Annotated in this window: 26 protein-coding genes; 15 read left to right on the forward strand and 11 right to left on the reverse strand. The window is 65.0% G+C overall.

Going from position 1 to position 25,111, the window contains the following annotated elements; translation table 11 throughout:
- Nucleotides 1-42 precede the first annotated feature (42 nt).
- From AC1DGP_RS10365 to AC1DGP_RS10405, 9 genes are all read left to right on the forward strand, one after another.
- Entirely contained in the window at nt 43-927 is an 885-nt protein-coding gene (locus AC1DGP_RS10365) for a beta-keto acid cleavage family enzyme (RefSeq protein ID WP_441488179.1), read from the forward strand.
- 172 nt (nt 928-1,099) lie between these two features.
- Nucleotides 1,100-1,579, forward strand: coding sequence for an SRPBCC family protein (locus AC1DGP_RS10370; protein WP_441506979.1), 480 nt, complete (start codon nt 1,100-1,102; stop codon nt 1,577-1,579).
- A gap of 117 nt (nt 1,580-1,696) precedes the next feature.
- Complete coding sequence (locus tag AC1DGP_RS10375) at nt 1,697-3,064, forward strand: ABC1 kinase family protein (protein ID WP_441506980.1); 1,368 nt, start codon at nt 1,697-1,699, stop codon at nt 3,062-3,064.
- A gap of 168 nt (nt 3,065-3,232) precedes the next feature.
- Nucleotides 3,233-3,520 carry an aa3-type cytochrome c oxidase subunit IV gene (locus AC1DGP_RS10380; protein ID WP_069879375.1) on the forward strand — a complete coding sequence of 96 codons (288 nt, stop codon included), beginning with the start codon at nt 3,233-3,235 and terminating at the stop codon, nt 3,518-3,520.
- Nucleotides 3,521-3,542: 22 nt separating this feature from the next.
- Nucleotides 3,543-4,682 carry a Re/Si-specific NAD(P)(+) transhydrogenase subunit alpha gene (locus tag AC1DGP_RS10385; protein WP_441506981.1) on the forward strand — a complete coding sequence of 380 codons (1,140 nt, stop codon included), beginning with the start codon at nt 3,543-3,545 and terminating at the stop codon, nt 4,680-4,682.
- Between the two features lie 26 nt (nt 4,683-4,708).
- The gene (locus AC1DGP_RS10390; RefSeq protein WP_069879377.1) at nt 4,709-5,140 is read left to right on the forward strand and encodes an NAD(P) transhydrogenase subunit alpha part 2; all 432 of its coding nucleotides are present in this window, start codon (nt 4,709-4,711) and stop codon (nt 5,138-5,140) included.
- A gap of 6 nt (nt 5,141-5,146) precedes the next feature.
- Nucleotides 5,147-6,550, forward strand: coding sequence for an NAD(P)(+) transhydrogenase (Re/Si-specific) subunit beta (locus AC1DGP_RS10395; RefSeq protein ID WP_441488183.1), 1,404 nt, complete (start codon nt 5,147-5,149; stop codon nt 6,548-6,550).
- 70 nt (nt 6,551-6,620) lie between these two features.
- Nucleotides 6,621-7,100, forward strand: a complete 480-nt coding sequence (locus tag AC1DGP_RS10400; protein ID WP_441488184.1) for a GNAT family N-acetyltransferase — start codon at nt 6,621-6,623, stop codon at nt 7,098-7,100.
- Nucleotides 7,101-7,141: 41 nt separating this feature from the next.
- Nucleotides 7,142-7,987, forward strand: a complete 846-nt coding sequence (locus AC1DGP_RS10405) for an alpha/beta hydrolase (RefSeq protein WP_441506983.1) — start codon at nt 7,142-7,144, stop codon at nt 7,985-7,987.
- Between the two features lie 21 nt (nt 7,988-8,008).
- On the opposite strand, the gene AC1DGP_RS10410 is transcribed toward AC1DGP_RS10405, so the two are convergent.
- The 5 genes from AC1DGP_RS10410 to AC1DGP_RS10430 form a co-directional block, all read right to left on the reverse strand.
- Entirely contained in the window at nt 8,009-8,854 is an 846-nt protein-coding gene (locus AC1DGP_RS10410) for a tetratricopeptide repeat protein (RefSeq protein ID WP_244523454.1), read from the reverse strand.
- Nucleotides 8,855-9,089: 235 nt separating this feature from the next.
- Nucleotides 9,090-9,323 (reverse strand): 30S ribosomal protein S21, encoded by a 234-nt coding sequence (gene rpsU, locus AC1DGP_RS10415; protein ID WP_038359685.1) that lies wholly within the window; start codon nt 9,321-9,323, stop codon nt 9,090-9,092.
- Between the two features lie 209 nt (nt 9,324-9,532).
- Nucleotides 9,533-10,633, reverse strand: coding sequence for a 5-(carboxyamino)imidazole ribonucleotide synthase (locus AC1DGP_RS10420; RefSeq protein ID WP_441488186.1), 1,101 nt, complete (start codon nt 10,631-10,633; stop codon nt 9,533-9,535).
- On the reverse strand, nt 10,630-11,127 hold the full coding sequence (gene purE, locus AC1DGP_RS10425; protein WP_441506984.1) for a 5-(carboxyamino)imidazole ribonucleotide mutase: 498 nt from the start codon (nt 11,125-11,127) through the stop codon (nt 10,630-10,632). Before purE ends, AC1DGP_RS10420 begins: the two co-directional genes overlap by 4 nt.
- 110 nt (nt 11,128-11,237) lie before the next feature.
- Nucleotides 11,238-11,456 carry a YdcH family protein gene (locus AC1DGP_RS10430; protein ID WP_043238474.1) on the reverse strand — a complete coding sequence of 73 codons (219 nt, stop codon included), beginning with the start codon at nt 11,454-11,456 and terminating at the stop codon, nt 11,238-11,240.
- Nucleotides 11,457-11,684: 228 nt separating this feature from the next.
- On the opposite strand from AC1DGP_RS10430, the gene AC1DGP_RS10435 reads away from it, so the two are divergent.
- On the forward strand, nt 11,685-11,873 hold the full coding sequence (locus AC1DGP_RS10435) for a DUF465 domain-containing protein (RefSeq protein WP_043238472.1): 189 nt from the start codon (nt 11,685-11,687) through the stop codon (nt 11,871-11,873).
- A 116-nt stretch (nt 11,874-11,989) separates the two neighbouring features.
- On the opposite strand, the gene AC1DGP_RS10440 is transcribed toward AC1DGP_RS10435, so the two are convergent.
- Nucleotides 11,990-13,618 carry an acyl-CoA synthetase gene (locus AC1DGP_RS10440; protein WP_441506985.1) on the reverse strand — a complete coding sequence of 543 codons (1,629 nt, stop codon included), beginning with the start codon at nt 13,616-13,618 and terminating at the stop codon, nt 11,990-11,992.
- Between the two features lie 109 nt (nt 13,619-13,727).
- Nucleotides 13,728-14,492, reverse strand: a complete 765-nt coding sequence (locus tag AC1DGP_RS10445) for a sulfite exporter TauE/SafE family protein (protein ID WP_441488189.1) — start codon at nt 14,490-14,492, stop codon at nt 13,728-13,730.
- 166 nt (nt 14,493-14,658) lie between these two features.
- On the opposite strand from AC1DGP_RS10445, the gene AC1DGP_RS10450 reads away from it, so the two are divergent.
- The gene (locus AC1DGP_RS10450; protein ID WP_441506986.1) at nt 14,659-16,575 is read left to right on the forward strand and encodes a propionyl-CoA synthetase; all 1,917 of its coding nucleotides are present in this window, start codon (nt 14,659-14,661) and stop codon (nt 16,573-16,575) included.
- 42 nt (nt 16,576-16,617) lie between these two features.
- Here the strand turns inward: AC1DGP_RS10450 and AC1DGP_RS10455 are convergent, their stop codons facing one another.
- The 3 genes from AC1DGP_RS10455 to AC1DGP_RS10465 form a co-directional block, all read right to left on the reverse strand.
- The gene (locus AC1DGP_RS10455; protein WP_441506987.1) at nt 16,618-17,502 is read right to left on the reverse strand and encodes an MBL fold metallo-hydrolase; all 885 of its coding nucleotides are present in this window, start codon (nt 17,500-17,502) and stop codon (nt 16,618-16,620) included.
- Nucleotides 17,503-17,545: 43 nt separating this feature from the next.
- A complete protein-coding gene (locus AC1DGP_RS10460) occupies nt 17,546-18,271 on the reverse strand; it encodes a DUF1013 domain-containing protein (protein WP_441488192.1) in 726 nt (241 codons plus the stop codon).
- 250 nt (nt 18,272-18,521) lie between these two features.
- Nucleotides 18,522-19,523: an NAD(P)H-quinone oxidoreductase gene (locus AC1DGP_RS10465; RefSeq protein ID WP_441506988.1), complete on the reverse strand. Its 1,002-nt coding sequence runs from the start codon at nt 19,521-19,523 to the stop codon at nt 18,522-18,524.
- 120 nt (nt 19,524-19,643) lie between these two features.
- Between AC1DGP_RS10465 and AC1DGP_RS10470 the strand changes: the two genes are divergently transcribed.
- A complete protein-coding gene (locus AC1DGP_RS10470; RefSeq protein WP_069879389.1) occupies nt 19,644-19,844 on the forward strand; it encodes a DUF1192 domain-containing protein in 201 nt (66 codons plus the stop codon).
- Between the two features lie 418 nt (nt 19,845-20,262).
- Entirely contained in the window at nt 20,263-20,793 is a 531-nt protein-coding gene (rcdA, locus tag AC1DGP_RS10475) for a protease adaptor protein RcdA (protein ID WP_113513280.1), read from the forward strand.
- A 119-nt stretch (nt 20,794-20,912) separates the two neighbouring features.
- Here rcdA and rpmE read toward each other — a convergent pair whose 3' ends face one another.
- Nucleotides 20,913-21,146 (reverse strand): 50S ribosomal protein L31, encoded by a 234-nt coding sequence (rpmE, locus tag AC1DGP_RS10480; RefSeq protein ID WP_043238453.1) that lies wholly within the window; start codon nt 21,144-21,146, stop codon nt 20,913-20,915.
- A 145-nt stretch (nt 21,147-21,291) separates the two neighbouring features.
- Here rpmE and AC1DGP_RS10485 point away from each other — a divergent pair, with 145 nt between their 5' ends.
- Nucleotides 21,292-23,070: an ABC transporter transmembrane domain-containing protein gene (locus AC1DGP_RS10485; RefSeq protein ID WP_441506989.1), complete on the forward strand. Its 1,779-nt coding sequence runs from the start codon at nt 21,292-21,294 to the stop codon at nt 23,068-23,070.
- A gap of 445 nt (nt 23,071-23,515) precedes the next feature.
- Nucleotides 23,516-25,105: an EAL domain-containing protein gene (locus AC1DGP_RS10490; RefSeq protein WP_441506990.1), complete on the forward strand. Its 1,590-nt coding sequence runs from the start codon at nt 23,516-23,518 to the stop codon at nt 25,103-25,105.
- Nucleotides 25,106-25,111: the final 6 nt, after the last annotated feature.

Below are 25,111 nucleotides of genomic sequence, written 5' to 3' on the forward strand. Positions count from 1 at the left end.
CGCTCGCTCGGTTCCCGACACCTGGCCTGAGGACGAAACGCCGTGAGCACACCGATCTGGATCGAAGCCGCGATCAACGGCCCCTGGGGCAGGGAGCGTCAGCCCGGCATTCCGATCAGCATCCCCGAGATTGTTGCCGACGGCATTGCGGCGGTCGAGGCCGGGGCGGCCATTGTCCATCTTCATGTCTACGACCTCGTGACCGGCCGCCAGCGCGACGACTGGGAACTCTATGCGCAGGCGATCGAGGGCATCCGCACCAAGGTCGATGCCATCGTCTATCCGACCATCCCGATCGTCGGCTCCGGCTATGCCGGCGATATCGTCGGTTCCGGCCGTTACTGGCATCTGGAGGAGCTGGCGAAGCGCGGCCTGGTCGAGTGGGGCGTGCTCGATCCCGGGTCCTGCAACTGGACGACCTTTGCCGGCATCCCACAAGGCGAGGCAGGCTTCATCTACCAGAACCCCGGCGAGCATATTCGCGAGGGCATGGAGGTGGCGCAGCGCCATAAGGTCCATCCGAGCTATGCCATTTACGAGCCAGGCTTCACACGCCTGGGAGCTGCGCTGGCCAAGGCCTATCCCGGCATGCCGATGCCGATCTACCGGCTGATGTTCTCGGACGCCTTTGCCTGGGGCTTCCCGCCGAAGTCCTATGCGCTCGAGGCCCATCTTGCGCTGCTTGCCGAGGTTGCGCCGCAGGCGCCTGTGATGATCGCGGGGCTGGGCGTGGAACTTGGCAACCTGATCCCGCACGCGGTTGCCCGCGGTGTGCATGTTCGTGCCGGACTGGAAGATGCGCCCTTCGGCGAGACACGGAACAATGCCGCGCTGATCGCGGAAGCTGTCAAACGGGTCGAAGCCGCCGGTGGACGGGTTGTCGGTGCGGCGGATGTCAGGGCCGACCTGGCGGCGCGGGTTGGATAGAACCCAGCGAACCTGGACGGGAGGTGACTGATGGTCAATCCAGGTTCAAGTGGTGCTGGCCACCTGCACGGAACGGAGTTTGCAAACGTCGCATTGAGGAAGCTGGGCTCCTCTGGACGGCATCGATGCCGCAGTTGAAGAGCAACGTGTATTGCCCGAAAGGAGGGACGCCATGACCAATCCTGGCGCCAGGACGAGAACGGACTCCGCTTCGAGGATCGTCCAAGCGTCTCCACAAGCCATCTACCGCGCCTTCGTTGACCCCAAGTCGTTGGCGTCCTGGCTCCCGCCACGCGGCATGACGGGCGAGATCCTCGCATTCGAACCGCGGGTCAGCGGACGCTATCGCATGGTCCTGACCTATGAGGCATCGCAGCATTCAGGGGCCGGCAAGACCTCGGAGAACACCGACATCGTTCAGGGTCGTTTTCTGGAGCTGATTCCGGACGAGCGGATCGTACAGTCGGTTGAGTTCGTGTCGGAGGATCCGTCTTTCGCGGGTACGATGACGATGTCATGGAGCCTCGCTCCGGTCGGGAGCGGCACAGAGGTCACCATCCTCTGCGAGAACGTGCCCGCGGGCATCCGGCAGGAGGACCACGATGTGGGTTTGAGGTCGACGCTGGCGAACCTTGCGGCCTTCCTCGAGTGAAGGGCGCCGGGCGCGCACGGTACCGTGCCGCGCCGACGGGGCATGATGTAGCATTGGTTCTGCCGTGATCGTGCCCTACATCCTGGGCGCGACCCTGCAGCCAATCCTGTGAGCGACATGTCCGAACGCGACAGCGAAGCCAATCGTTTCTCCGCCCGCGCAGCCCGTTACGCCCGCGTCGGGGCGAATGTCGGTGGGGTCGCGGCACGCATTGCCGGGACGCGGCTGCTCGGACTGGAAGGCCGCAATCTCAGCAATGCCGAGGCGCTGGCCAAGGCGCTGGGTGGGCTGAAGGGGCCGATCATGAAGGTGGCGCAGCTCGTCGCCACCATTCCCGACGTCGTGCCGCCGGAATACGCCGCCGAGCTGCAGAAGCTGCAATCGCAGGCGCCGCCGATGGGGCCGGCCTTCGTCAAGCGCCGCATGATGGCGGAGCTCGGGCCGCAATGGCGCATGCGCTTCGCCGAGTTCGACCTGAAGCCTGCGGCGGCAGCGTCGCTCGGCCAGGTGCACCGGGCGACGACGCATGATGGCGTGCCGGTCGCCTGCAAACTGCAATATCCGGATATGGAATCAGCGGTCGAGGCCGATATCGCCCAGCTCGACATCCTGTTTGCGCTGCATCGACGCATGGATCCGGTGATCGACACCACAGAGATCGCCAAGGAGATCGGCGCGCGGGTGCGAGAGGAACTCGACTACGTCCGCGAGGCGAAACATATCGCGCTTTACCGCGCGATGCTGGCCGAGACGTCGGACGTGCGCGTGCCGACGCTGGAAGCCGGGCTGTCGACCCGCCGGCTCTTGACCATGCACTGGCTCGAGGGTGACCGAATCCTCGACCATAAGCAGGACGGGCAGGAGTCCCGCGATCGGATCTCGACCGCGATGTTCCGTGCCTGGTGGCGCCCCTTCAGCCATCACGGCGTCATTCACGGCGACCCGCATCTCGGAAACTACACGGTGTTCTCGGAGGATGGTGCGCCACAAGGCATCAACCTGCTCGATTATGGCTGCATCCGGATCTTCCCACCCTCCTTCGTCGGCGGGGTGGTCGATCTCTATCGCGGCCTCCTGGAGAATGACCAGGCGCGCGTGATCCACGCCTATGAGACCTGGGGCTTCAAGGGGCTGACCAAGGAGTTGGTCGACACCCTCAACATCTGGGCGCGTTTCATCTACGGGCCGTTGCTGGAGGACAGGGCCCGGCGCATCGCCGAAGATGTCAGCCCGGCGGAGTATGGCCGCAAGCAGGCCTTCCAGGTGCATCAGGCGCTGAAGAAGCGCGGGCCGGTGACCGTGCCGCGTGAATTCGTCTTCATGGACCGCGCCGCGATCGGCCTCGGCGGCGTCTTCCTGCATCTCGATGCCGAGCTGAATTTCCATCGCCTGTTCGAGCAGGAAATCGAGAATTTCTCGACCGAGCATGTGGCTGACGTTCAGGCGAAGGCACTCGATCGCGCCGGATTGGCCGCTGCGCATTGACGGGGATGTTCGTTCCGGCATCCCCGCTGTTACCAGGGCTTTGCAGAGCAAGCGGTTTCACTGCCTGAAATGCCCCTGAAACAGGCGGCGATGGCGTGTTGACGCGTTGCCAGACCCTTCGCTGGTGCGCTACACGGCAATGAGACCTTTTATGCGGGAACAGTTTTTATGGCCCACCACGGACACAGCGCAGCCGATGCTCCGCAGATGGATTATCCGGAACACGAGCGGACCTATCGCGGCTTCGTCCACATGGCCGAAGTTACCACTGCAGCCTGCCTTGCCATCGTCGCGGCGCTCGCCGTGGGCGGAACCAAGCATGCCTGGGGTACTGCGGTCGTCGGAACGCTCCTGACCCTCGTCGCCACAGGCGTCGGCATTGCCGCTCCCTCGCTGTCCTGGCGTGCACCGGCGGTTCCGCTGGTTCTGATGCTGCTCGCGCTCCTCCTGATGTAACGCCGGAAAGGCCCCGCCTGCCATGCGCATTGCTGTCCCAGCCGAAACGCAAGGGACGGAAACCCGCGTCGCCGTGACGCCGGAAACCGTCCGCAAGTTCATTGGCCTCGGGGCCGATGTCGCAGTGGAGAAGGGAGCGGGGCTCGCTTCCGGTATTACCGACGCGGACTACCAGGCTGCCGGCGCGACCACCGCCAAGAACGCCAAGGAGGCGCTGAAGGGCGCCGATATCGTTCTCAAGGTGCGCCGCCCGGCCGAGAGCGAACTCGCCGGCCTGCCGGCGGGCGCGCTCGTCGTCGGCATCATGGATCCTTACGGTAACGAGGCCGCAGTCGAAGGCCTTGCGAAGGCCAATGTCGCTGCTTTCGCCATGGAATTCATGCCGCGCATCACCCGTGCGCAGGTGATGGACGTCCTGTCCTCTCAGGCCAATCTCGCCGGCTATCGGGCCGTGATCGACGGCGCCGCCGAGTATGGCCGGGCTCTCCCGATGATGATGACGGCGGCAGGCACGGTTCCCGCGGCGAAGATCTTCATCATGGGCGTCGGCGTCGCCGGCCTGCAGGCAATCGCGACTGCGCGGCGTCTGGGCGCCATCGTCACCGCGACCGACGTGCGCCCCGCCACGAAGGAACAGGTCGAGTCGCTCGGTGCGAAATTCCTCGCCGTCGAGGACGAGGAGTTCAAGCAGGCGCAGACCGCCGGCGGCTACGCCAAGGAAATGTCCGCGGAATACCAGGCAAAGCAGGCCGAGCTCACCGCCGGCCACATCGCCAAGCAGGACATCGTCATCACGACCGCGCTGATCCCGGGCCGCCCGGCGCCGAAGCTGATCACCGCCGCGATGGTCGAAAGCATGAAGGCGGGTTCGGTGATCATCGATCTCGCCGTCGAGCGCGGCGGCAATTGCGAGCTCGCCAAGCCGGGCGAGATCGTGACCACGCCGAATGGCGTCAAGATCGTGGGCCATCTGAATGTGCCCGGGCGTCTGCCTGCGACATCCTCCAGCCTCTACGCCAAGAATCTCTTCGCCTTCGTCGAAACGCTGATCGACAAGGGCGAGAAGAAGCTCGCGGTGAACTGGGACGACGAATTGGTGAAGGCGACTGCGCTGACCCGGGACGGCGCGGTGGTTCATCCGAATTTCGCGCCGAAGGCCTGAAGCATCGCTAGGGGGAGTGTCCGACCATGGCTAATCCGACACCTGAACAAGCGCTCGAGCAGGCCCGCTCGGCGGCTGCCCTCGCGAAACAGGCTGCAGAACTGGCGGAGCGCTATGCCGAGCAGGCTGCGGCCGCCGCCGGTGCCGCTACCGGCGTGGACCCGACGGTCTATCGGCTTGCGATCTTCGTGCTCGCGGTCTTCGTCGGCTACTATGTCGTCTGGTCGGTGACGCCGGCACTGCACACGCCGCTGATGTCGGTGACCAACGCGATCTCCTCCGTCATCGTCGTCGGCGCGCTGCTCGCCGTTGGCGTGAATGCGGCGCCTGCTCTGGGCGATGGTCCGATCTGGGCCAAGATTTTTGGCTTCGTCGCGCTGGTCCTGGCGTCCGTGAACATCTTTGGCGGCTTCCTCGTCACCGAGCGCATGCTCTCGATGTACAAGAAGAAGGGCTGAGCGCACATGGCCGCTAATCTCTCCGCCCTTCTCTACGTCGTCTCCGGCGTCCTGTTCATCATGGCCCTGCGAGGCCTGTCGCATCCGACAACCTCGCGTCAGGGCAATCTCTACGGCATGGTGGGCATGGGCATCGCCATTGCCACCACCGTGATCTTCTATCCGCCTTCCGGCTTCTCCGGCTGGTTCCTGGTCGTTCTCGGCATCGCTATCGGCGGCGGCATCGGCGCCTACATGGCCCGGCGCGTGCAGATGACCCAGATGCCGCAGCTCGTCGCCTTCTTCCACTCGCTGGTTGGTCTGGCGGCAGTGCTGGTCGCGGCAGCGGCGCTCTACGCGCCGGAGGCCTTCGGCATCGGTCAGGTCGGCAAGATCAAGGGCGCAAGCCTGTTCGAGATGGCGCTGGGCTGCGCCATCGGCGCGATCACCTTCACGGGCTCGATCATCGCCTTCCTGAAACTCGACGGGCGGATGAGCGGCAAACCGATCATGCTGCCGCAGCGCCATGGCATCAATATCGGCCTTGGCATCGCGGTCATCGTGCTGCTGCTGTTCTTCCTGAAGACCGAGAGCCACGTCGCCTTCTGGCTGATCGTGCTCCTCGCCTTCGCGCTCGGCGTGCTGCTGATCGTACCGATCGGTGGCGCGGACATGCCGGTCGTGGTCTCCATGCTCAACTCCTATTCGGGCTGGGCGGCTGCGGGCATCGGTTTCACGCTCGGCAACATGGCGCTGATCATCACCGGTGCGCTGGTCGGCTCTTCCGGTGCGATCCTGTCCTACATCATGTGCAAGGGCATGAACCGGAGCTTCATCTCGGTCATCCTCGGTGGCTTCGGCGGCGAGACCGCTGGCCCTGCCGGTGGCGCCACAGAGGCTCGCCCGGTGAAGCAGGGCTCGGCCGACGATGCGGCCTTCATCATGAAGAATGCCGGCAAGGTCATCATCGTGCCGGGCTACGGCATGGCGGTGGCGCAAGCCCAGCATGCGCTGCGCGAGATGGCCGACGCGCTGAAGAAGGAAGGCGTCGAGGTCAAGTACGCCATCCACCCGGTCGCTGGCCGTATGCCCGGCCACATGAACGTGCTGCTCGCCGAAGCGAACGTGCCCTATGACGAGGTTTTCGAACTCGAGGATATCAACTCCGAGTTCGGCCAGGCGGATGTGGCCTTCGTCATCGGAGCCAATGACGTCACCAACCCTTCGGCCAAGACCGATCCGCAGTCGCCGATCTACGGCATGCCGATCCTTGATGTCGAAAAGGCCAAGACCGTGCTCTTCATCAAGCGCGGCATGGGCTCGGGATATGCCGGCGTCGAGAACGAGTTGTTCTTCATGCCCAACACGATGATGCTGTTCGGGGACGCCAAGAAGGTCACCGACGAGATCGTCAAGGCAATGGCGCACTGAGCCGCCGGACCCACGGCAAGTTGCGAGGGGCCGGCGTCTCGCTGGCCCTTTTCTTTTGGAGTTTCAAACGGTGGGCATCACGATCAGACCGATGGCGGAGGCGGACCGTCCCGCCGTGCTGGCGCTGCTGCTGGAGCTGACCGCCCATGAGGCGGGCCTGAGTCCGGCGCGCGGGACCGGGCCGGAGGTGGCCGCCGCCTGCCTGGCAGATGATCGTGAGAAGGCGGACGAGACCGGGGGTGTGCTGATGGTCGCCGAGAGCGATGGCCGCGTCGTCGGMTATCTCGCGCTGCAGCTTGCCCGGACCGGCCCGTTCGTACACGAGCACCTGCGCGATCACGTCTATATCGAGAATATCGTCGTTGGCGCCGCGGAGCGTGGGACCGGCATCGGTCAGATCCTGCTGGCGGAAGCCGAGCGCTTTGCGCGGGCGACGGGGCGCAAGGTCCTCCATCTCGGTGTGCTGGAGGGCAATGACCTCGCGCTCAGGGCTTATCGCCGCGCAGGCTTCGAGACGGCCTCCGTGGACATGATGAAGGTGCTGGACTGAGCGTGGCCGTGCCGCCGCGGTGATCGGGGACCATGATCGGCATGAAGCTCATTCGCCTTCTCGCGCTCGCTGGGCTTGTCCTCTATCTGACCTTTCTGGCGCTGCTCTATGTCGAGCAGCGCGAGCTTTTGTATCCGCGCGACCCGACACGTGCAGACATCGCTGCGGCCAATCTGCCAGGTGTCGAGGAGACGACGCTAACTGCTGCCGATGGCGAGCGGCTGATCGCCTGGGTGGTGCCGCCGCGCGAGGGCAAGCCGGTGCTGCTGTTCTTCCACGGCAATGCCGGCAATTTCGCGAGATCCGCCCGCCAGGCGCGCTTCCGTGGCCTGACCGAGGACGGGACCGGGCTCTTCGCCGTGAATTATCGCGGCTATGGCGGGTCGAGCGGCGCGCCGTCGGAAGAGGGGCTGCTGCTCGATGCGCGTGCGGTCTATGACGCTGCCGTCTCACGCTTTGGCGCCGATCGGCTGGTTGGCTATGGCGAATCCCTGGGCACCGGTGTTGTGCTCAAGCTTGCAGCGGAGCGCCCGCTCAAGGCCGTGATACTCGAGGCGCCCTATCTGTCGGCAGCTGCAGTGGCGCAACTCGCCTATCCCTTCGCACCAATCGGCTGGCTGATGAAGGATCAGTTCCGGTCGGACGCCGTCATCGGCCGCGTCACCGCGCCACTGCTGGTGTTGCACGGTGGCCGCGATGCCGTCATTCCCTTCGCGCAGGGGCAGGCACTCTACGACATGGCGAACATGCCCAAGCGCTTCGTCCGCTTTTCCAGCGGTGGCCACCAGGACCTGCCGGCGCATGGTTCGCTGCCCGAGATCCGGGGCTTCCTGGCCAATCTGACGAACGGTGCCGTTGCCGGCCAAGAAAGCCGCGCCGTCGAGTAGCGCGGCGGCCTGGCGTTATGGTCAGCGGAAGAGGCTGCCTCCGCCGAGGCGCGCCTGGCCGGCGCGGGCGGTTGCATTGTTGCTGTCCAGGCTCAGGGCGCGCTGATAGTTCTCGGCCGCTTCAGTCTTCTTGCCGAGCTTTTCGCTGGCGAGTCCGCGACCGGCCCAGGCTTCGGCGTTGCGGTTGTCGACATTGAGCGAAGCCGTGAAGTCCTCGATCGCCTGCTCGAACTTTCCGACCGCGATCAGGCTCTGGCCGCGGGCCGTATAGGGCGGGGCGTTATAGGGATTGCGATCGATGACCGAGTCGAAATCGGTGATCGCATGCTGGTGCTGGCCTTCCTTCTGATAGACCAGACCACGGGCATGGAAGGCTTCGGCCGATTCTGGATTCAGGCGGATCGCGGTGTTGAGGTCGGACAGCGCCTGCTGACTGTTGCCCTGCTGGCGCAGCAGGTTGGCACGCCCGATATAGGCCGGGGCATAGTTCGGGTTGGCTGTGGTGGCGCGGTTGAAGTCTGCCATCGCCGCGTCATTGCGGCCGCTCTGGCGCAGCGCCAATGCGCGATTGGTATAGGCCGAGGCGAGGTTCGGGTCGATCTGCACCGCCTTGGTGAAATCGGAGATCGCGTCGGAGTAGCGGCCGGCACGGGCATAGGCCGCGCCGCGGGTGTTATAGGCCTGCGGATCGTTGGGGTTGCGGTTGATGACCTCGCTGAGCGAGCCGATATTCACGCTCGCATTGGCGGATGATTCCGCATCGACTTCAGCAATTGCGCTCTGTGAGCCCAGATTGGAAACGGTGTCGCATCCTGCCAGCGCGACGGCGATGCCGGCTGCAGCCAGCCAGCTCTTGCCTCGAAACATGCTCTGCCTCATCGGTCCCGGTTCTGTGCCTCGACTGCCATGCTCGACCCCGTTGGTCGTCATGACCTGATTGCGCTCCCCAGCCGACAGCGCCCCTTCACGCGAGAACGCCTGCATCCTGCCAAGCTTTGGTTAACGCCGCCGAAAAAGCAACAACGCCCGGAGAGGCTCCAGGCGCTGTTTCGACATGATGCATCCGTGCGAAGCGGCCAAAGCGGCCGCCCTCAGCCGGAGATCAGGGGCGCTTGGGTTTCACCGGCGCGGGCAGAAGGCCCTCGCGCTGCAGCTTCTTGCGGACCAGCTTGCGGGCGCGGCGGACGGCTTCCGCCTTCTCGCGCGCCTTCTTCTCGGAAGGCTTCTCGTAATGACCGCGGAGCTTCATCTCCCGGAAAATGCCTTCGCGCTGCATCTTTTTCTTGAGGGCGCGAAGAGCCTGATCGACATTGTTGTCGCGAACGAGAACCTGCACGTGATTGTCCGTCTTTAGCGGGTTGGTCAAGATTTCGGGTCCGGCGAAGTTTCTCAACTCGCAGGAAGGGTTGTGCGGATAACAGAATTCAATTCGGCTGTCCACGCCGGAAGAGCCGGAGAACGTGGAGAAATCGCGGGCGGAGACGAGCCGCGGGATTCGTCCGGACAAGCCGGCAGGAATGAGTGCCGACTCCGTAAGGAAGCACGTTATGTGCGGGCCGGCTTCAGCCGCGTGACATGGCCCATCTTGCGGCCGGGGCGGGCATCCCGCTTGCCGTAGAGATGCAGATGCGCGCCCGGCTCTGCCAGGATTTCCCGCCAACGAAGTGCGGCGTCGCCGACAAGGTTTTCCATCTCGACAGTGCCGCGACGGGTGGCCGATCCAAGCGGCAGGCCGCAGACGGCGCGGACATGCTGGTGGAATTGCGAGGTCTCGGCGCCTTCGCTGGTCCAGTGTCCGGAATTGTGCACCCGCGGCGCGATCTCGTTGATGATGACGGTCTCGCTCGCGCCCTCGCCAACCACGAACATCTCGACGGCGAAGACACCGATATAGCCGAGCGCTTCTCCGATCTTGCGCGCCGCCTCGATGGCGCTGGCGGAGGTCCCGGCCGCAACCTGCGCCGGCACATGCGTGAAGGCGAGGATGTGGTCGCGATGCTCGTTCTCGCAAAGATCGAATGCAGCGAAGTCGCCGGCAGTGTTGCGGGCTGCGACGACGGAAACCTCCCGGCTGAAGCTGACGAAGCCTTCGAGGATGGCAGGAAAATGCCCGATGGCCTCATAGGCTTCGGCCAGATCGGTATCAGCCGCGATCTTCACCTGCCCCTTGCCGTCATAGCCGAAGCGGCGCGTCTTCAGGACGCTGGGGCGGCCGAGTTCGGCGACCGCGCGTTCGAGATCGGCCAGCGAATCGACGGCGCGGAACGGCGCAACCGCCAGCCCGAGATCGGCGACGAAGCTCTTCTCGCTCAGCCGGTCCTGCGTCAGGGCCAGGGCGCGCGCGCCGGGATGAAGCGGCGTGCGCGCGGCGAGGAAGGCCGCTGTCGCATGCGGCACATTCTCGAACTCATAGGTGACGAGGTCGACCGCATCGGCAAATCCGGCCAACGCAGCCTCGTCTTCATAGGCGCCGATCGTATGACGGGCGGCGACGTCGAAGGCCGGGCTATCAGCCTCGGGCGCGAAAATATGGGCGCGAATGCCGAGATCGGCGGCGGCGAGCGCAATCATGCGGGCAAGCTGCCCACCGCCGAGGATGCCGAGCATGGCGCCGGGGCCAAGCCCGCGCGGATCGGGCGTGCTCATGCGTCGTCCCTGGGGAATTCGGCGACCGCCCCGCTTTGGCGGCTGCGATAGGCTTCCAGCCGCTCGGCCAGGGGCTCATCGCCCAAGGCGAGCACGGCGGCGGCGAGGAGGCCGGCATTGACCGCCCCGGCCCGGCCGATGGCGAGCGTGCCGACCGGGATGCCCGCCGGCATCTGCACGATCGAGAGCAGGCTGTCCTGGCCGGAAAGGGCCTTGGATTCGACCGGCACTCCGAAGACCGGAAGCGGCGTCAGCGAAGCCGTCATGCCCGGCAGATGCGCGGCCCCGCCGGCGCCCGCGATGATGACCTTGAAGCCCTTCGCCTTGGCTTCCTTCGCGAAGGAGAACATGCGTTCCGGGGTCCGGTGCGCGGACATGATGCGAGCCTCGTGGGCCACGCCGAGCATGTCGAGGACTTCGGCCGCATGACGCATCGTCGCCCAGTCGGACTGGCTGCCCATGATGATGGCGACAGGAGGGCTGGTATCGGCCATGTGCACTCGCTTCCCATGCGAGGGGAGGAAGCGCGCGACTTAAACTGCGGGCAGCCCGGCAGGCAAGCACCGATTCGTCGAAATCATTGTTCTGTGTGCTGTTTTCCGCATCAGGCGATGATGTCCGGCGTCAGCGCGTCTTCGATCTGCGTGATGCGGTCCTTGAGGTAGAGCTTCCGCTTCTTCAGGCGCTGCACCTGGATCTGATTGATCGCGCCCATGCGCTCCAACGCGTCGATGGCGCTGTCGAGGTCGCGATGCTCTTCGCGCAGACGAGCCAGCTCGGCCGTAAAGGCCTCGATCTCCTCAGGGCTCAGCTCGAATCCCATGAAGCCGTCTCATCATTGCCGCGATCCGGGTCGACTATGCTCAGGCGCGGGCGGCCCGGCAAGAGCGCAGTGTCGCTTCGCGCAGGGATAGCGCGTGCCATTCGCGCCCTGCGGGAAGGAGAGACCCAGGATCACGGAAACTCATGGTGCAGTGCACTGCTGCCCCAGAGACTTGAAGCCGGCTCTGTGTCAGACTCCCCCCGTCAATCGCTCATCAGGAGAATCCAGATGTCGCTGCAGACCCACCTCGCCGAGCTCGAGCGCAAGCATCGTCAGCTTGAGGAAGCCATCGCCCAAGCCGCGGCGCGCCCCTCTTCCGATACGCTGAGTGTGTCCGAGTTGAAGCGGAAGAAGCTGCTGCTGAAGGAAGAGATCGAGCGCGTCAGAATGACGATGCCGCAGCCGACGCTGCATTGAACGGGATAACGGGGCAGCCATCGCCCGTCGAATAGGATGGTTTTGATCGAGCCGGTCCCAGGAGGGGCCGGCTTTCTCGTTGAATGGACATGCAGGACTGGAAGCCGCGCCTGGCACTACAGGGCCCTTGCCATCTCGCGCAGCTTGAATTTCTGGATCTTGCCGGTCGAGGTCTTGGGGATCTCGGTGAAGACCACCGTCTTGGGGCATTTGAACGAGGCCAGAAGCCCGCGGCAGAAGGCGATGATCTCCGCCTCGGTCGCATTCTTCCCCGGCATGAGTTCGACGAAGGCGCAGGGCGTCTCACCCCATTTCTCGTCCGGCCTGGCGACAACCGCAGCCGATTGCACCGAGGGATGCTTGTAGAGCGCATCCTCGACCTCGATCGAGGAGATGTTCTCGCCGCCGGAGATGATGATGTCCTTGGAGCGGTCCTTGAGCTGGATATAGCCGTCGGCATAACGCACGCCGAGGTCGCCGGAATGGAACCAGCCACCGGCAAAGGCAGCTTCGGTCGCCTTCGGATTCTTGAGGTAGCCCTTCATCACGACATTGCCGCGGAACATCACCTCGCCGAGTGTCTGACCATCGCGGGGAACCGGCTGCATGGTTTCCGGGTCGAGTACATCGAGGGCTTCCAGAGCGGGGTAGCGCACGCCCTGGCGTGCTTTCAGCACGGCCTGGTCCGCAGCTTCCAAGGCGTCCCAGTCGCGCTGCCACTCATTCACGACTGAGGGACCATAGGTCTCGGTCAGGCCGTAGAGATGCGTCACCTCGAACCCAGCCTGCTTCATCGCGGCAAGCACGGCTTCTGGCGGCGGGGCGGCGGCGGTGAGGAAGGAGACCTTCTGCGAGAAGGGGCGGCGTTCCTCCGCCGGGGCGTTGAGCAGCGTCGACATCACGATGGGTGCGCCGCAGAGATGGGTGACGCCATGATCCGCCAGCGCCGCGTACAGCGCCTTGGCGCGGACCTGGCGCAGGCAGACATGGGTGCCGGCGAGGATCGAGATCGACCAGGGGAAGCACCAGCCATTGCAGTGGAACATCGGCAGCGTCCAGAGATAGACGGGATGACGACCCATGCCGCAGGTCACAATATTCGAGGTCGCGAGCAGATTGGCGCCGCGGTGATGATAAACCACCCCCTTGGGGTCGCCGGTGGTGCCCGATGTGTAGTTCAGCGAGATCGCGTCCCATTCGTCGCCGGGTAACGTCCAGGCGAAATCCTGGTCGCCGGTCACGAGAAAGTCCTCGTATTCGACGCTGCCAAGCCGCTCGCCGCTGCCGTCATAGACCGGGTCGTCATAGTCGATGACCAGCGGCTTGACCTTGCAGAGTTCCAGTGCCGCCTGGACTGTGCTCGAGAATTCGCGGTCCGCGATCAGCACCTTGGCTTCGCCATGGTCGAGCGAGAACGCGATGATGGCGGCGTCGAGCCGCGTGTTCAACGTGTTGAGCACACCGCCGGTCATTGGCACGCCGTAGTGACATTCGAGCATGGCGGGCGTGTTCGGCAGCATGGCTGCGACGGTATCGCCCCTGCGGATGCCGTGCTTCGCCAGCGCGGATGCAAGCCTGCGCGAGCGTGCGTAGAATTCGGCATAGGTCCGGCGCAACGGGCCGTGGATGATCGCAACATGGTCGGGAAAGACGGCGGCGGCACGCTCGAGGAAGGTCAGCGGCGTCAGCGGCTGGAAGTTGGCCGGGTTGCGGTCGAGGTCGATGTCATAGGGCGAGGTCTTCATCGGGGCGCCTTCTTCCGTCGCGTCGCCTTCGGATCTAGCCGGTCCCGCGCTCTCCCGTAATCCATCCCTTTTTCCGATGCGGCGCAATCGACGCAGCTGGACTCGTGGGTCAGGGATGGAGGCGCAACGCCAGGAACCCGTCGATGATCAGCTTGCTGCCGACAGCAATCAGCAGCCAGTAGATGATGGTGTAGAAGCGTTCCGCCGGCACGCGGCGCACCAGCCAGACACCGGCAACGGTCGCGAGGATCGCGACCGGAAACAGTGCCGCCGACGCGGCGAGGTTCTCGCGGGTGAACTGGCCGAGCGCGATATAGGGGCCGACTTTCATGAGATTGAGCAGCGCGAAGAAGATCGCGCCGGTGCCAACGAAGGTCGGCGGCGAGAGCCGCTGCGGCATGACGTAGATCTGAAAGGGAGGGCCGCCGGCATGGGCGATCATGCTGGTGAAACCGCAAACCGCGCCCCAGAAGCTGCCGGGCCCAAACGCGGGCTTCGTGACCGGCGACTGCGCCTTGCGGTCGGCGAAGAGCCGACGGCCTGCGAAGGCAACCGAGATGATGCCGACCGAAAGGCCAACCGCGGCATCGGAAACCCGCGATGCCAAGACATAACCCGCAAGCACGCCGAGAAGAGCACCCGGCAGCATCGTCGCGAGGTTGCGTTTGTCGAACTCACGGCGATAGGCCCAGACGCTCACCATGTCCTGGACGATCAGGATGGGCAGCATGATCGCGGCCGCCTGGACCGGCGGGAGCACGAGCGCCATCAGCGGCAGCGAGAGCAGCCCCAGGCCCGAGAAGCCACCCTTGGCGAGCCCGACCAGGATGACGGCAGGCACCATCGCGGCGAGATAGGCTGGGTCGAAGCTCATGGCTGTCCGGGGGGGCGAGGGCGGGAGCGGTCGTGCGCGGATGCGTAGCTAAAGTCTGACGGCGGCGTGCTTGCGCAGGCGGGGGAGAGTGAGCACGATCCCGCGCAAAATCGCCCGACCCGCTTGCCGGGTCTAGGCCAGAACCAGGCGAAGAGGAACGCGTCCGATGAATGCCACGCATGCAAGCCACTATCGCGAAACCTATGCGCGCTGGCAGGCGGATCCGATCGGCTTCTGGCGCGAGGCGGCAGGCGAGATCGAATGGATCAAGCCGCCGCAGGCGATCTTCGATGCCGAAGCCGGTGTCTATGGACGCTGGTTCCCGGATGCGAGCTGCAATACCTGCTTCAATGCGCTCGACCGGCATGTGCGTGACGGGCGGGGCGAGCAGACGGCGCTGATCTATGACAGCCCCGTCACCGGAACCAAGGCGAGCTACAGCTATCGTGATCTGCTCGGCGAGGTCGCGACGCTTGCGGCTGTCCTGCAGGATCTGGGCGTCGGCAAGGGCGACCGCGTCATCATCTACATGCCGATGATCCCGGAGGCAGCCTTTGCCATGCTGGCCTGCGCCCGGATCGGGGCGGTGCATTCGGTGGTGTTCGGCGGCTTCGCCGCCAAGGAACTGGCGACGCGCATCGATGACGCCAGGCCAAAGGTCATCCTGACCGCGACATGCGGCATCGAGCCGACACGCATCGTCGAATACAAGCCGCTGCTCGACGGCGCGATCGCGCTCGCCGCCCACAAGCCGGAAACCTGCATCGTGCTGCAGCGTCCCCAGGCGGACGCCTCCATGCATGTCACGCGCGACCGGAACTGGCGGGCGCTGGTCGCCTCGGCCAAGGCCGCGGGACGCAAGGCCGATTGCGTCGAGGTCGCCGCCACGGACCCGCTCTATGTGCTCTACACCTCGGGCACGACGGGTCGGCCCAAGGGAGTGGTCCGTGACAACGGCGGCCATATGGTCGCGCTGAAATGGACTATGGAGAACCTCTACGGCGTGAAGCCGGGCGAGGTCTTCTTTACCGCGTCCGATGTCGGATGGGTCGTCGGCCATAGCTATATCGTTTATGGCCCGCTGCTGCATGGCGCGACCTCGGTGCTCTATGAGGGCAAGCCGGTCGGCACGCCTGATCCCGGCGCGTTCTGGCGCGTCATTTCCGAACACAAGGCGGTGGCGATGTTCACCGCACCGACGGCGTTTCGCGCGATCCGCAAGGAGGATCCGCAGGCAACCCATCTCGCACGCTACGACCTGTCGCAGTTCCGCACGCTCTTCCTCGCCGGAGAACGGGCCGATCCCGATACGTTGAAATGGGCCGAGGACGTGCTGAAGGTTCCGGTCATCGACCATTGGTGGCAGACCGAGAGCGGCTCCTGCATGGTCGGCAACCCGGTCGGGCTGGAGCTCCTGCCGGTGAAGCATGGATCGCCGACCGTGCCGCTGCCGGGCTATGACGTGCAGTGCCTCGACGAGACCGGAAAACCCGTATCGGCCGGCACGATGGGGGCGATCGTGGTCAAGCTGCCGCTGCCGCCCGGCGCCTTGCCGACGCTGTGGCAGGACGACGAGCGGTTCCGCCAATCCTATCTCACGGCCTTCCCGGGCTATTACAACACCTCGGATGCCGGCTTCATCGACGAGGACGGCTACGTCTTCATCATGGGCCGCACCGACGATATCATCAACGTCGCCGGCCATCGGCTCTCGACCGGTGGCATGGAGGAGGTGCTTGCCTCGCATCCGGCGGTGGCGGAATGCGCCGTGGTTGGTATCAGGGATGCTCTGAAGGGCGAGCAGCCCTGCGGGTTCGTCGTGCTGAAATCGGGCGTGACGCAAAGCCCGGCCGAGGTCGAGAAGGAGCTGGTTGCGCTGGTGCGCGACAAGATCGGCCCGGTTGCTGCCTTCAAGCTCGCGGTGACCGTGGCACGCCTGCCGAAGACACGCTCCGGCAAGATCCTGCGCGCGACGATGAAGAAGATCGCCGATGGCGAGGAATATGCCGTACCGGCGACGATCGACGATCCTGTCGTGCTCGACGAGATCGGCGAGGTCCTCAAGGCGAGAGGCGTTGGCTAGTCCGAGGGCGAGACAGGATTGCCTGGCTCGCGATGACGCGGCTCAGATCCCGATCGTCGCGCCATTCCAGCGCAGCAGTCGTTCGCCGACATCGAGCGCCATCAGATCCTCGCCAACAATCAGCGGGCCGGCATAACCTGCCGTCCTGATCTCGCGGGCAAGCCGGGAGGTGTCGGCGCCGGGCGGTACCAGATGCGTCAGCGCGAGCATGCCTGCGCCGGCCTGCGTCGCCAGTTTCGCCACCACGGCGGGGGTCATGTGATAGGCCTGTACGGCCGCCACGGTCTCGGCCGAGCGAATACCGGCGACGACAGGCATCTCACTGTCGATGAAGACCTCGCAGACCAGCAGATCGCAATTCTGCGCGGCGCGTTCGAGCGACGGTGTCAGGCGCGTGTCGCCCGAGAAGACAAGGCTGCTGCCTGCCAGCGAAATCGCGAGTCCGAAAGCGGGCTCGACAGGCCGGTGATCAACCAGGAAGGCGTCGATCGCGAGTTCGCCCAGCCCGGAGACGATGCCTTCGCGCAGCTCCTCGAACTGCACATCGAGCCCCGTGGCGTCGGGCCGCTTCTCGAAGGCAATGCGCAAGGCGCGTTCGCGGGCAAAGCCCTCGTATTGCGCGCGCATATTGGCAAGTGCGGGGGCAGGGGCCAGCACACGCCAGGGGCGGGCGCGGCCCTGATGCCAGGATGAGACCACAAGTTGGTAGAAATCGACCAGATGGTCGGAATGCTCATGCGTGACGATGAGCAGGTCGATATCGGTGCCGCGATGGCCGGCGGCGACCAGGCGCTGGCTCACGCCCGAGCCGCAATCGATCAGGATCTTGCGTCCGGCCCCCTGGACGAGATGGGACGGGCCGGCCCGGCGCAGGCTGACCGGCGGCGCGCCCGTGCCGAGAAAGGTGAAGGCAAGATCGGATGCCAAGGCCATTCTCCGCGACAGGCAGGCCGCTCGGTCGTCAGCGACCTCAGATCTCGTCGTCCTCGTCGGCCGGACGCTTGAGCTGCTTCAGCTTGGCGAAGACGGAATCGACGTCGATCGCCGCTTCCTCCTCGCGCTTCGGCTTGCTCATATCAGCGAAAGGCTGGCTCGCATGGACCGGCTCCCGCGCGGTGGTCTCCTCGGCCGGGAGCAAGGTCGAGCCTGCCTCCGCAAGGGCGGCCGGGCGATCCTTGGCCGCACGACCGACCTCGAAGTCGAGATCGATCTGCGAGCTGAGCCCGAGGCTGACCGGGTCGACCGGCGTCAGGGTCTGCGCGTTCCAGTGGGTGCGGTCGCGGATCTGGGCGATGGTCGATTTCGTCGTGCCGATCAGGCGGATGATCTGCGCGTCCTTGAGCTCGGGATGGTTGCGCAGCAGCCAGAGGATCGCGTTCGGGCGGTCCTGGCGCTTGGAAACCGGAGTGTAGCGCGGCCCCTTGGCGCGCTTGATCTCCGGCACCTTCACCTTGCGCTCGGCAAGCCGGAGATGGTGGTTCGGGTTCTTGGCGGCGCGCTCGAGCTCCTCACGGGTGAGCTGACCAGAGGTGATCGGGTCGAGGCCCTTGATGCCGGCGGCGACTTCGCCATCGGCGATGCCGCGAACTTCGAGCGGGTGGAGTTTGCAGAACTCGGCGATCTGCTCGAAGGTCAGCGACGTGTTTTCCACGAGCCAGACCGCAGTGGCTTTCGGCATCAGCGGGGGTTGTGACACGGCATCGTCTCCTGGATCTCGAAGGCCGGCGGCTTACGCCGGATCAGGGTCGCGGACAAAAGCTCTCATGCGCCGACCGGCCTCCTCGGCCGGCCATCCAAATCATCAGCGATGAGCAGGATGCGGGCGTTATATGCAAAGCCATGAAGGCTGTCCAAGAAAAAGCGCGGAAGGCGCCGGTGGCTCAGACAGCCCTATGATCGATGACAGCGCCGGCCGGCAAGGCGAGCACTGATATCGCGGCTGCGGGTCACATCGTCAGGACGATCTTGCCGATATGGGCGTTGCTCTCCATCAGGCGATGCCCGGCCGCGGCCTCTGCCAAGGGGAAGGTCGCATGGATCATGGGTTTGCAGCGGCCCTGGGCCAGCAGGGGCCAGACCTTGGCCTCCAGCTCGGCGGCGATGGCTGCCTTCTCGGCGATGGTGCGCGGGCGCAGTGTCGAGCCGGTATGGGTCAGGCGCTTCATCATCAGCCGACGGAAATCGACCTCCGCCTTGGGGCCGTTCAGAAAGGCGATCTGGACGATCCGGCCGCTCTCGGCCGCTGCCTCGTAATTGCGGGAAATGTAGTCGCCGCCGACCATATCCAGGATCAGGTCGATGCCGTGCCCGCCGGTGGCCTCCTTCGCGGCGCTGACGAAATCCTGCTCCCGGTAGTTGATCGCGACATCGGCACCGAGTTCGCGGCAGGCCGCGCATTTCTCATCCGAGCCCGCGGTTGCGATGACCGTCGCGCCAAAGGCCTTTGCGAGCTGGATCGCCGTGGTGCCGATGCCCGAGCTGCCGCCATGGACCATGAAGCTCTCGCCGCTCTTTAACCGGCCACGCTGGAAGACGTTGGTCCAGACGGTGAAATAGGTCTCGGGAATCGCGGCCGCCTCGATCAGCGACAGCCCGGCGGGGACTGGCAGGGCATTGCTCTCGTGGACGCTTGCATATTGGGCATAGCCGCCGCCGGCGACGAGCCCGCAGACCCGGTCTCCCAACGCGAAGCGGCCGACGCCATCGCCGACCGCCACGACCCTGCCCGCGATCTCGAGGCCGGGGATATCCGAGGCGCCGGGCGGGGGAGCGTAGCCGCCGAGCCGCTGCAGGACATCGGGCCGGTTGATGCCGGCGGCCGCAACTTCGACGAGAACCTCGCCTGCGGCCGGTTTCGGCACGGGCCGTGTTTCAGGACGCAACACGTCAGGGCCGCCGGGGGCCGCAAAGCCGATGGCGGTCATCGTCTCGGGAAGGATTGGCATCACGTCTGGTTGTCCCTCTTTGGTCATGAGGCGTCCGCATCTGACGCCTGCTTCGCAGAGATAGTGGCCTTGCGGCGGCGAGCCGGCTAGTCTCCGCCGTCGCGTTTCGAAAATGAGGCAGCCATGTCGATATTTTCAGAGGATGACCGCCCCGCGCCGCAACCCATTCACCAGATCGGGCAGGATCTTGCGATGCTGTCGCTCGCGGAGATCGATCAACGCATCGAGGCGCTCAAGACCGAGATCGCGCGCCTGATGGAGATCAGGGCCAAAAAGGATGCCTCGCGCTCGGCTGCGGATGCCTTTTTCCGCAAGATAGGCTGAGGCAGGGGCTCGCGGCACGAATAGCTCAGGCTTCGTCGTGCCAGGATTCCATAAGCGCGCATCGACCGGGCCGACTGGCGCGGGAGGAGGGCAATCGTCGCCCGATCCTGCCGTTTCCTTGCGCAAATATGCTCGCGCGGCGGCGTTCTTAACCGCTCCTTAACGATTCCAAAGTATGAATCCGATCATCCAGTTTCTCTGGATGTCGAGTGGCTCCTGCCCACTCTGTTTGACGCCTCCCTGTTGACCTTCGAGCCGCCTTCGGGGCGGCTCTTTTTTGGCCTTCATGGCGTGTTAAGGTTAACAACATCTTACCAGAGTCTCGACAATGCAACGGCGCTATTCTTGCCGTTGTGACGGTATCAATCCGTGGCGCGTCCCAGACGCACACGCCTTTGTGCCGATTGGAGACGTCGCGATGACCGATATGACGCTGCTGAAGTCCGGGCCGGATGAAGGCGCACTTTCCTTTGCAAGGGGCTTCGTCAAATCGGACGGCTTCATGCTGCTGTTTCGCGAGGGCATGGCGCTGGTCGAGCTGACGGCGAGCTACCTCGATGGCGACGGCCGCGCCGAGTCGGCGGCACTCCCGCGCGATGTTGCGCTGACCTATGCGACCGAAAGCATGCGCCTGACGACGCGGCTGATGCAGATCGCCTCCTGGCTCCTGGTGCAGCGCGCCGTGGCCGAAGGAGAGATGACCGCAGAGCAGGCTCGGCTGGAGAAGAACAAAGTCAAGATCGCCGAGCCGATGCTGTCGCCGGTGCAGGAAGAGGCGATGCGCCTGCCGCAGAGGCTGCGCGATCTGATTGCCCACTCCATCCGTCTGCAGGACCGCATCCGCCACCTCGAAGGGCTGATGTCCGGTTCAGACGTGTTCGAGGTCACTCCGAACCCCGTCCAGAGCCAGATCCGCAGCCTGCAATCGCGGCTCGCCCTGCTCAACTGAGCCTGATGCGCGGGGCTCGCGACCGCGACCAATCGCCGCCCGACACGCAAAAAGCCCGGCCGCTAGGCCGGGCTTTTGTGTTTGCAGGCTGCGTCGATCGGGGACGATCGACGGCCGAATTACTTCTTGCCGAGCGCGCTGAGGGCGCCGAAGCGCGAATTGAAGCGCGAGACGCGGCCGCCGCGGTCCATCAGCTGCTGGGTGCCGCCGGTCCAGGCCGGGTGGGTCTTCGGGTCGATGTCGAGATTGAGGGTGTCCCCCTCCTTGCCGAGCGTCGAACGCGTGAAGTATTCGGTGCCATCGGTCATGACGACCTTGATGGTGTGGTAGTCGGGATGGATGCCGGTCTTCATGGCGAAATCCTCAATCGTAAGCGGGCACGGTCGATAACCAGGCTAGCTGGCCGGCCCGTCGAACAATTCGTATGAGCCTGTCGTGAAGTCGCCAGCGCAATAGCGCAGGCGAAGCGACAGCGCAAGCATGACAGGACAGTGAAGCGTGGCCGAAGATAACGAAGACCAGAAAAAGACGCGCCCCGATTTCCATTCTCTCTCCTCCTTCTGGCCCTATGCGCTGGCGCAGAAGGGGCGGATCGCGCTGGCCATCCTCGCACTGATCGTCGCCTCGGGCGCGACTCTGGTGCTGCCGCTCGCGGTCCGTCGCGTCATCGATGTCGGGTTCTCCGGCGGCGATCAGGCGCTCGCCCACAATTATTTCATGCTGCTGATCGGGGTCGTCGCCGTGCTGGCACTGGCGAGCTCGGCGCGATTCTATCTGGTGATGACGATCGGCGAGCGCATCGTTTCCAGCCTGCGCGCCGATGTCTTCACCCATCTGACCCGGCTCGAGCCCGCATTCTTCGATTCGAGCCGCGCCGGCGACCTCGTCTCGCGCCTTACGGCGGATACGACGCAGATCAAATCGGCCTTCGGTTCGGCTGCCTCGATCGCATTGCGCAATGGCATCATGTTTCTCGGTGCCCTGGCGCTCATGGTCGTGACGAGCCCCCAGCTTTCGGCCATCGTCATCGCCGCGATCCCGCTGATCGTGCTGCCGCTGGTCTTCTCCGGACGCTCGGTCCGGCGCCGGGCGCGGGCGGCGCAGGATCGTCTGGCCGATGCCTCGGCCTTCGCCTCGGAGGCGGTCGGTGCGATCCGCACCATGCAATCCTTCGGGGCCGAGCGGCAGACGGCCCGGGCCTTCGAGAGTGCCTCGAACGATGCCTATGCGGCCTCGCGCTCCGCGACGCGCTCGCGTGCCATCCTCTCAGGCGTCGCGATCTTCCTGGTCAGCGCCAGCGTGGTCTGCGTGCTCTGGGTCGGCGCGATGGATGTCTTTGCCGGCCGGATGACTGGCGGCAGGCTCTCGCAATTCGTGCTCTACGCGGTGCTGGCTGCGAGTTCGCTCGGACAGCTCTCGGAGGTTTATGGCGAGATTTCGGCCGCCACCGGTGCCGCCGGGCGCCTCGGCGAAATCCTCGCGACCAAACCGGCGATCACCGCTCCTGTGCATCCAAAGCCGATGCCCGAGCCATCGCTCGGTGAACTCGCCTTCGAACGCGTCTCCTTCTCCTATCCTGGGCGGACGGTCCTGGCGCTGCACGAGATGTCCTTCAGCGTCCGCCCGGGCGAGCGCATTGCCCTGGTTGGCCCATCCGGTGCCGGCAAGAGCACGGTGCTGCAGCTTGCGCTGCGCTTCTTTGATCCGGCGGAAGGCCGCATCATGGTCGACGGCGTCGCCGGGACCGACGCCGATCCGGAAGCCTGGCGGCAGCGCTTCGCGCTGGTGCCGCAGGAACCGACCGTGTTCGGTGTCTCGGTGCGGGACAATATCGCCTATGGCCGCCCCGGTGCGAGCCGCGAGGAGGTCGAGGAAGCCGCCCGCCTGGCCGCAGCCGACGGCTTCATCCGTGCTCTGCCGCAGGGTTACGACACTGTCGTCGGCGAGCGTGGCGTCACGCTCTCGGGCGGCCAGCGCCAGCGTCTGGCGATCGCCCGGGCGGTGCTGAAAGATGCGCCCATCCTGCTGTTGGACGAGGCCACCTCCGCGCTCGATTCGGAAAGCGAACGCGCGGTCCAGGATGCGCTCGACCGGCTGATGCAGGGCCGCACCACGCTGGTGGTCGCCCATAGGCTCGCCACCATCCTTTCTGCCGATCGCATCCTGGTTCTGGACGAGGGCCAGGTGGTGGAGGAGGGCACCCACGCGGAGCTCAAGGCGAGAGGTGGGCTCTATGCCAGGCTGGCTGCCCTGCAATTCGGGCTGGAGGCGGCGTAGCCGAGCGCCCCGGGCGCAATCTGGGCCGATGCCCAGCAATCCCGGTTTTGCGACCCGATGACGGCGGCCACGCCGTCATCGTACCCGGGCTCTTTGCTTTGTCCTCCTGCATGGCGGCGGGAGCTCGCGCCTCAATCGGATCGCCTCAAGGTCGGAGCGCTCCACGCAAGCCGCGTCGCGGGATTCAAGCGAGGCATCGCACGGCACGAGTAGAGGCTCCGTCTTGCGAGGTGAAACGGCTGGCTCTCGGAGATGTCCGGCTGTTCGCGCCGATCAAACGCGTCAGGGAATTGTAACGCCCTTGTCATTCCTGCAGGGCGCCGATTCACTATTCCTGCAGTTCGACAAGACATCGGCTCCGTCTGTGACGCAAATTGCGCAGCAGTTCCGGAACCCGTACGCTCCGCTCGTTGATGGGGTGCACGCCATTCGCGAAGGCGCAAGCGTGAAGCGTTTTCACATCATCCTTGTCGCGTCAGTGCTAGCCCTGGTCGGCGCAGTCCTTCCGATCGCCGTGATGCTCCATATTTCCTGGACGCTTGCCGTCCGCGCCGAGCAGGCCCGGCTGGAGCTGTTTGCCAAGCGGGTGATCGTGCGCGCGGAGACGGCCTTCGCCGGGGCGAGCGAGGCCCTCCGGACCATCGCCGGCACTCCGTATGAGCCTTGCACCGAGGAGCATATTGCCGCGATGCGCAGGCTCGCGATCAACAACCGCTCGATCGACGAGGTTGGGTATTTTCGCGACGGAATCCTGAAATGTACATCCTGGGGTCAGACGGCTGACAGGATTGCCCACTCTCCCGGCGACTACGTGACGGCAGACGGCATCGAGGTCATCGTCAGGATGATGCCGATGGTGAGCGGCGGCGATGCCAGGATGGCGCTGCACCACGGGGACTACAATGTCCTGATCGACCCGGTGCGCCTGGTTGACGTGATCGTCGACCCCGGCATCAAGATCGCCGTCGGCAACGAACAGGGCGTGCTGATCGGTGCCCTGAACGATCCAGATCCCGGGGTGCTGCGCGAGCTGCTCGCCAATCCGCGCACGGGCATGGATGATCACAACATCTTTGCAGCAGCCCGCGCTCAAGGCTGGGTCGCAGTTGCGGCCCAGTCGCGCGAGAGCCTGTTGAGGCCCCTCCGGCGGGAACGAATGCTGCTTCTGCCGGTCGGGGCCTTCATCGCGGCCTTCATCGTCGGCATCATCATCTGGCTGTCCCGAAAGCGCCTGTCTCCGTTGGGGGAGTTGACGATCGCGGTGCGCAACCGCGAATTCATCGTGCATTATCAGCCGATCATCGAGCTCGAGACCGGCATCTGCGTCGGTGCCGAGGCCCTCGTGCGTTGGCGGCGCCCCGATGGCTCCCTGGTGCAGCCGGATCTCTTTGTTCCGCTTGCGGAAGAAAGCGGGCTGATCATGCCGATCACCGATCAGATCATCGACGTGGTGATCCTCGATATGAAGGCGCTGCTGGTGACCGACCGGTCCTTGCACATCGCGGTCAATCTCTGTGCGGACGATATCAAGACCGGGCGGATTCTGTCGTTCATCCAGACCGCGCTCGCGCCGACGGGCATAAGGCCGCAGCAGATCTGGCTCGAGGCGACCGAGCGCGGCTTCATCGATATCAATCCGGCGCGGGAGACGATCATTCAGGCCCGCAAGCTCGGTCATTCCGTGGCGATCGACGATTTCGGGACGGGTTATTCGAGCCTGCAATATCTGCAGGGCCTGCCGCTGGACGCCCTCAAGATCGACAAATCCTTCATCGACACGATCGGCCGGAACACGGCGACCAGTTCGGTGACCTCTCACATCATCGACATGGCCAAGACGCTGAACCTGTTCATCGTCGCAGAAGGCGTCGAAACCCGGGAGCAGTTCGATTACCTGCTCGATCACGGCGTGCATTTTGCCCAAGGCTGGTTCTTTGCAAAACCGCTCCCCGCCAAGGAGTTCATCGCCTTCTATCACGACAGGCAGGCGAGCCACGGTTCGGGGCCCGATGTCATCCGGCGCGCCGCCGCCTGAACGGTC

Source organism: Allobosea sp. 05T433, from assembly GCF_056396065.1.

Excerpts from the sequence above, each read along its gene's own strand:
- rpmE (WP_043238453.1), bottom strand. The coding sequence starts at position 21,146 with ATGAAGACCGGCATCCATCCCGACTACCACACCATCAAGGTCGTCATG.
- rcdA (WP_113513280.1), top strand. The coding sequence starts at position 20,263 with ATGACCGATATGACGCTGCTGAAGTCCGGGCCGGATGAAGGCGCACTT.
- AC1DGP_RS10405 (WP_441506983.1), top strand. The coding sequence starts at position 7,142 with ATGAAGCTCATTCGCCTTCTCGCGCTCGCTGGGCTTGTCCTCTATCTG.
- AC1DGP_RS10440 (WP_441506985.1), bottom strand. The coding sequence starts at position 13,618 with ATGAAGACCTCGCCCTATGACATCGACCTCGACCGCAACCCGGCCAAC.
- AC1DGP_RS10450 (WP_441506986.1), top strand. The coding sequence starts at position 14,659 with ATGAATGCCACGCATGCAAGCCACTATCGCGAAACCTATGCGCGCTGG.
- AC1DGP_RS10470 (WP_069879389.1), top strand. The coding sequence starts at position 19,644 with ATGTCGATATTTTCAGAGGATGACCGCCCCGCGCCGCAACCCATTCAC.
- AC1DGP_RS10380 (WP_069879375.1), top strand. The coding sequence starts at position 3,233 with ATGGCCCACCACGGACACAGCGCAGCCGATGCTCCGCAGATGGATTAT.
- AC1DGP_RS10410 (WP_244523454.1), bottom strand. The coding sequence starts at position 8,854 with ATGTTTCGAGGCAAGAGCTGGCTGGCTGCAGCCGGCATCGCCGTCGCG.
- AC1DGP_RS10435 (WP_043238472.1), top strand. The coding sequence starts at position 11,685 with ATGTCGCTGCAGACCCACCTCGCCGAGCTCGAGCGCAAGCATCGTCAG.
- AC1DGP_RS10370 (WP_441506979.1), top strand. The coding sequence starts at position 1,100 with ATGACCAATCCTGGCGCCAGGACGAGAACGGACTCCGCTTCGAGGATC.
- AC1DGP_RS10430 (WP_043238474.1), bottom strand. The coding sequence starts at position 11,456 with ATGGGATTCGAGCTGAGCCCTGAGGAGATCGAGGCCTTTACGGCCGAG.
- AC1DGP_RS10445 (WP_441488189.1), bottom strand. The coding sequence starts at position 14,492 with ATGAGCTTCGACCCAGCCTATCTCGCCGCGATGGTGCCTGCCGTCATC.
- purE (WP_441506984.1), bottom strand. The coding sequence starts at position 11,127 with ATGGCCGATACCAGCCCTCCTGTCGCCATCATCATGGGCAGCCAGTCC.
- AC1DGP_RS10390 (WP_069879377.1), top strand. The coding sequence starts at position 4,709 with ATGGCTAATCCGACACCTGAACAAGCGCTCGAGCAGGCCCGCTCGGCG.
- AC1DGP_RS10385 (WP_441506981.1), top strand. The coding sequence starts at position 3,543 with ATGCGCATTGCTGTCCCAGCCGAAACGCAAGGGACGGAAACCCGCGTC.
- AC1DGP_RS10420 (WP_441488186.1), bottom strand. The coding sequence starts at position 10,633 with ATGAGCACGCCCGATCCGCGCGGGCTTGGCCCCGGCGCCATGCTCGGC.
- AC1DGP_RS10375 (WP_441506980.1), top strand. The coding sequence starts at position 1,697 with ATGTCCGAACGCGACAGCGAAGCCAATCGTTTCTCCGCCCGCGCAGCC.
- AC1DGP_RS10395 (WP_441488183.1), top strand. The coding sequence starts at position 5,147 with ATGGCCGCTAATCTCTCCGCCCTTCTCTACGTCGTCTCCGGCGTCCTG.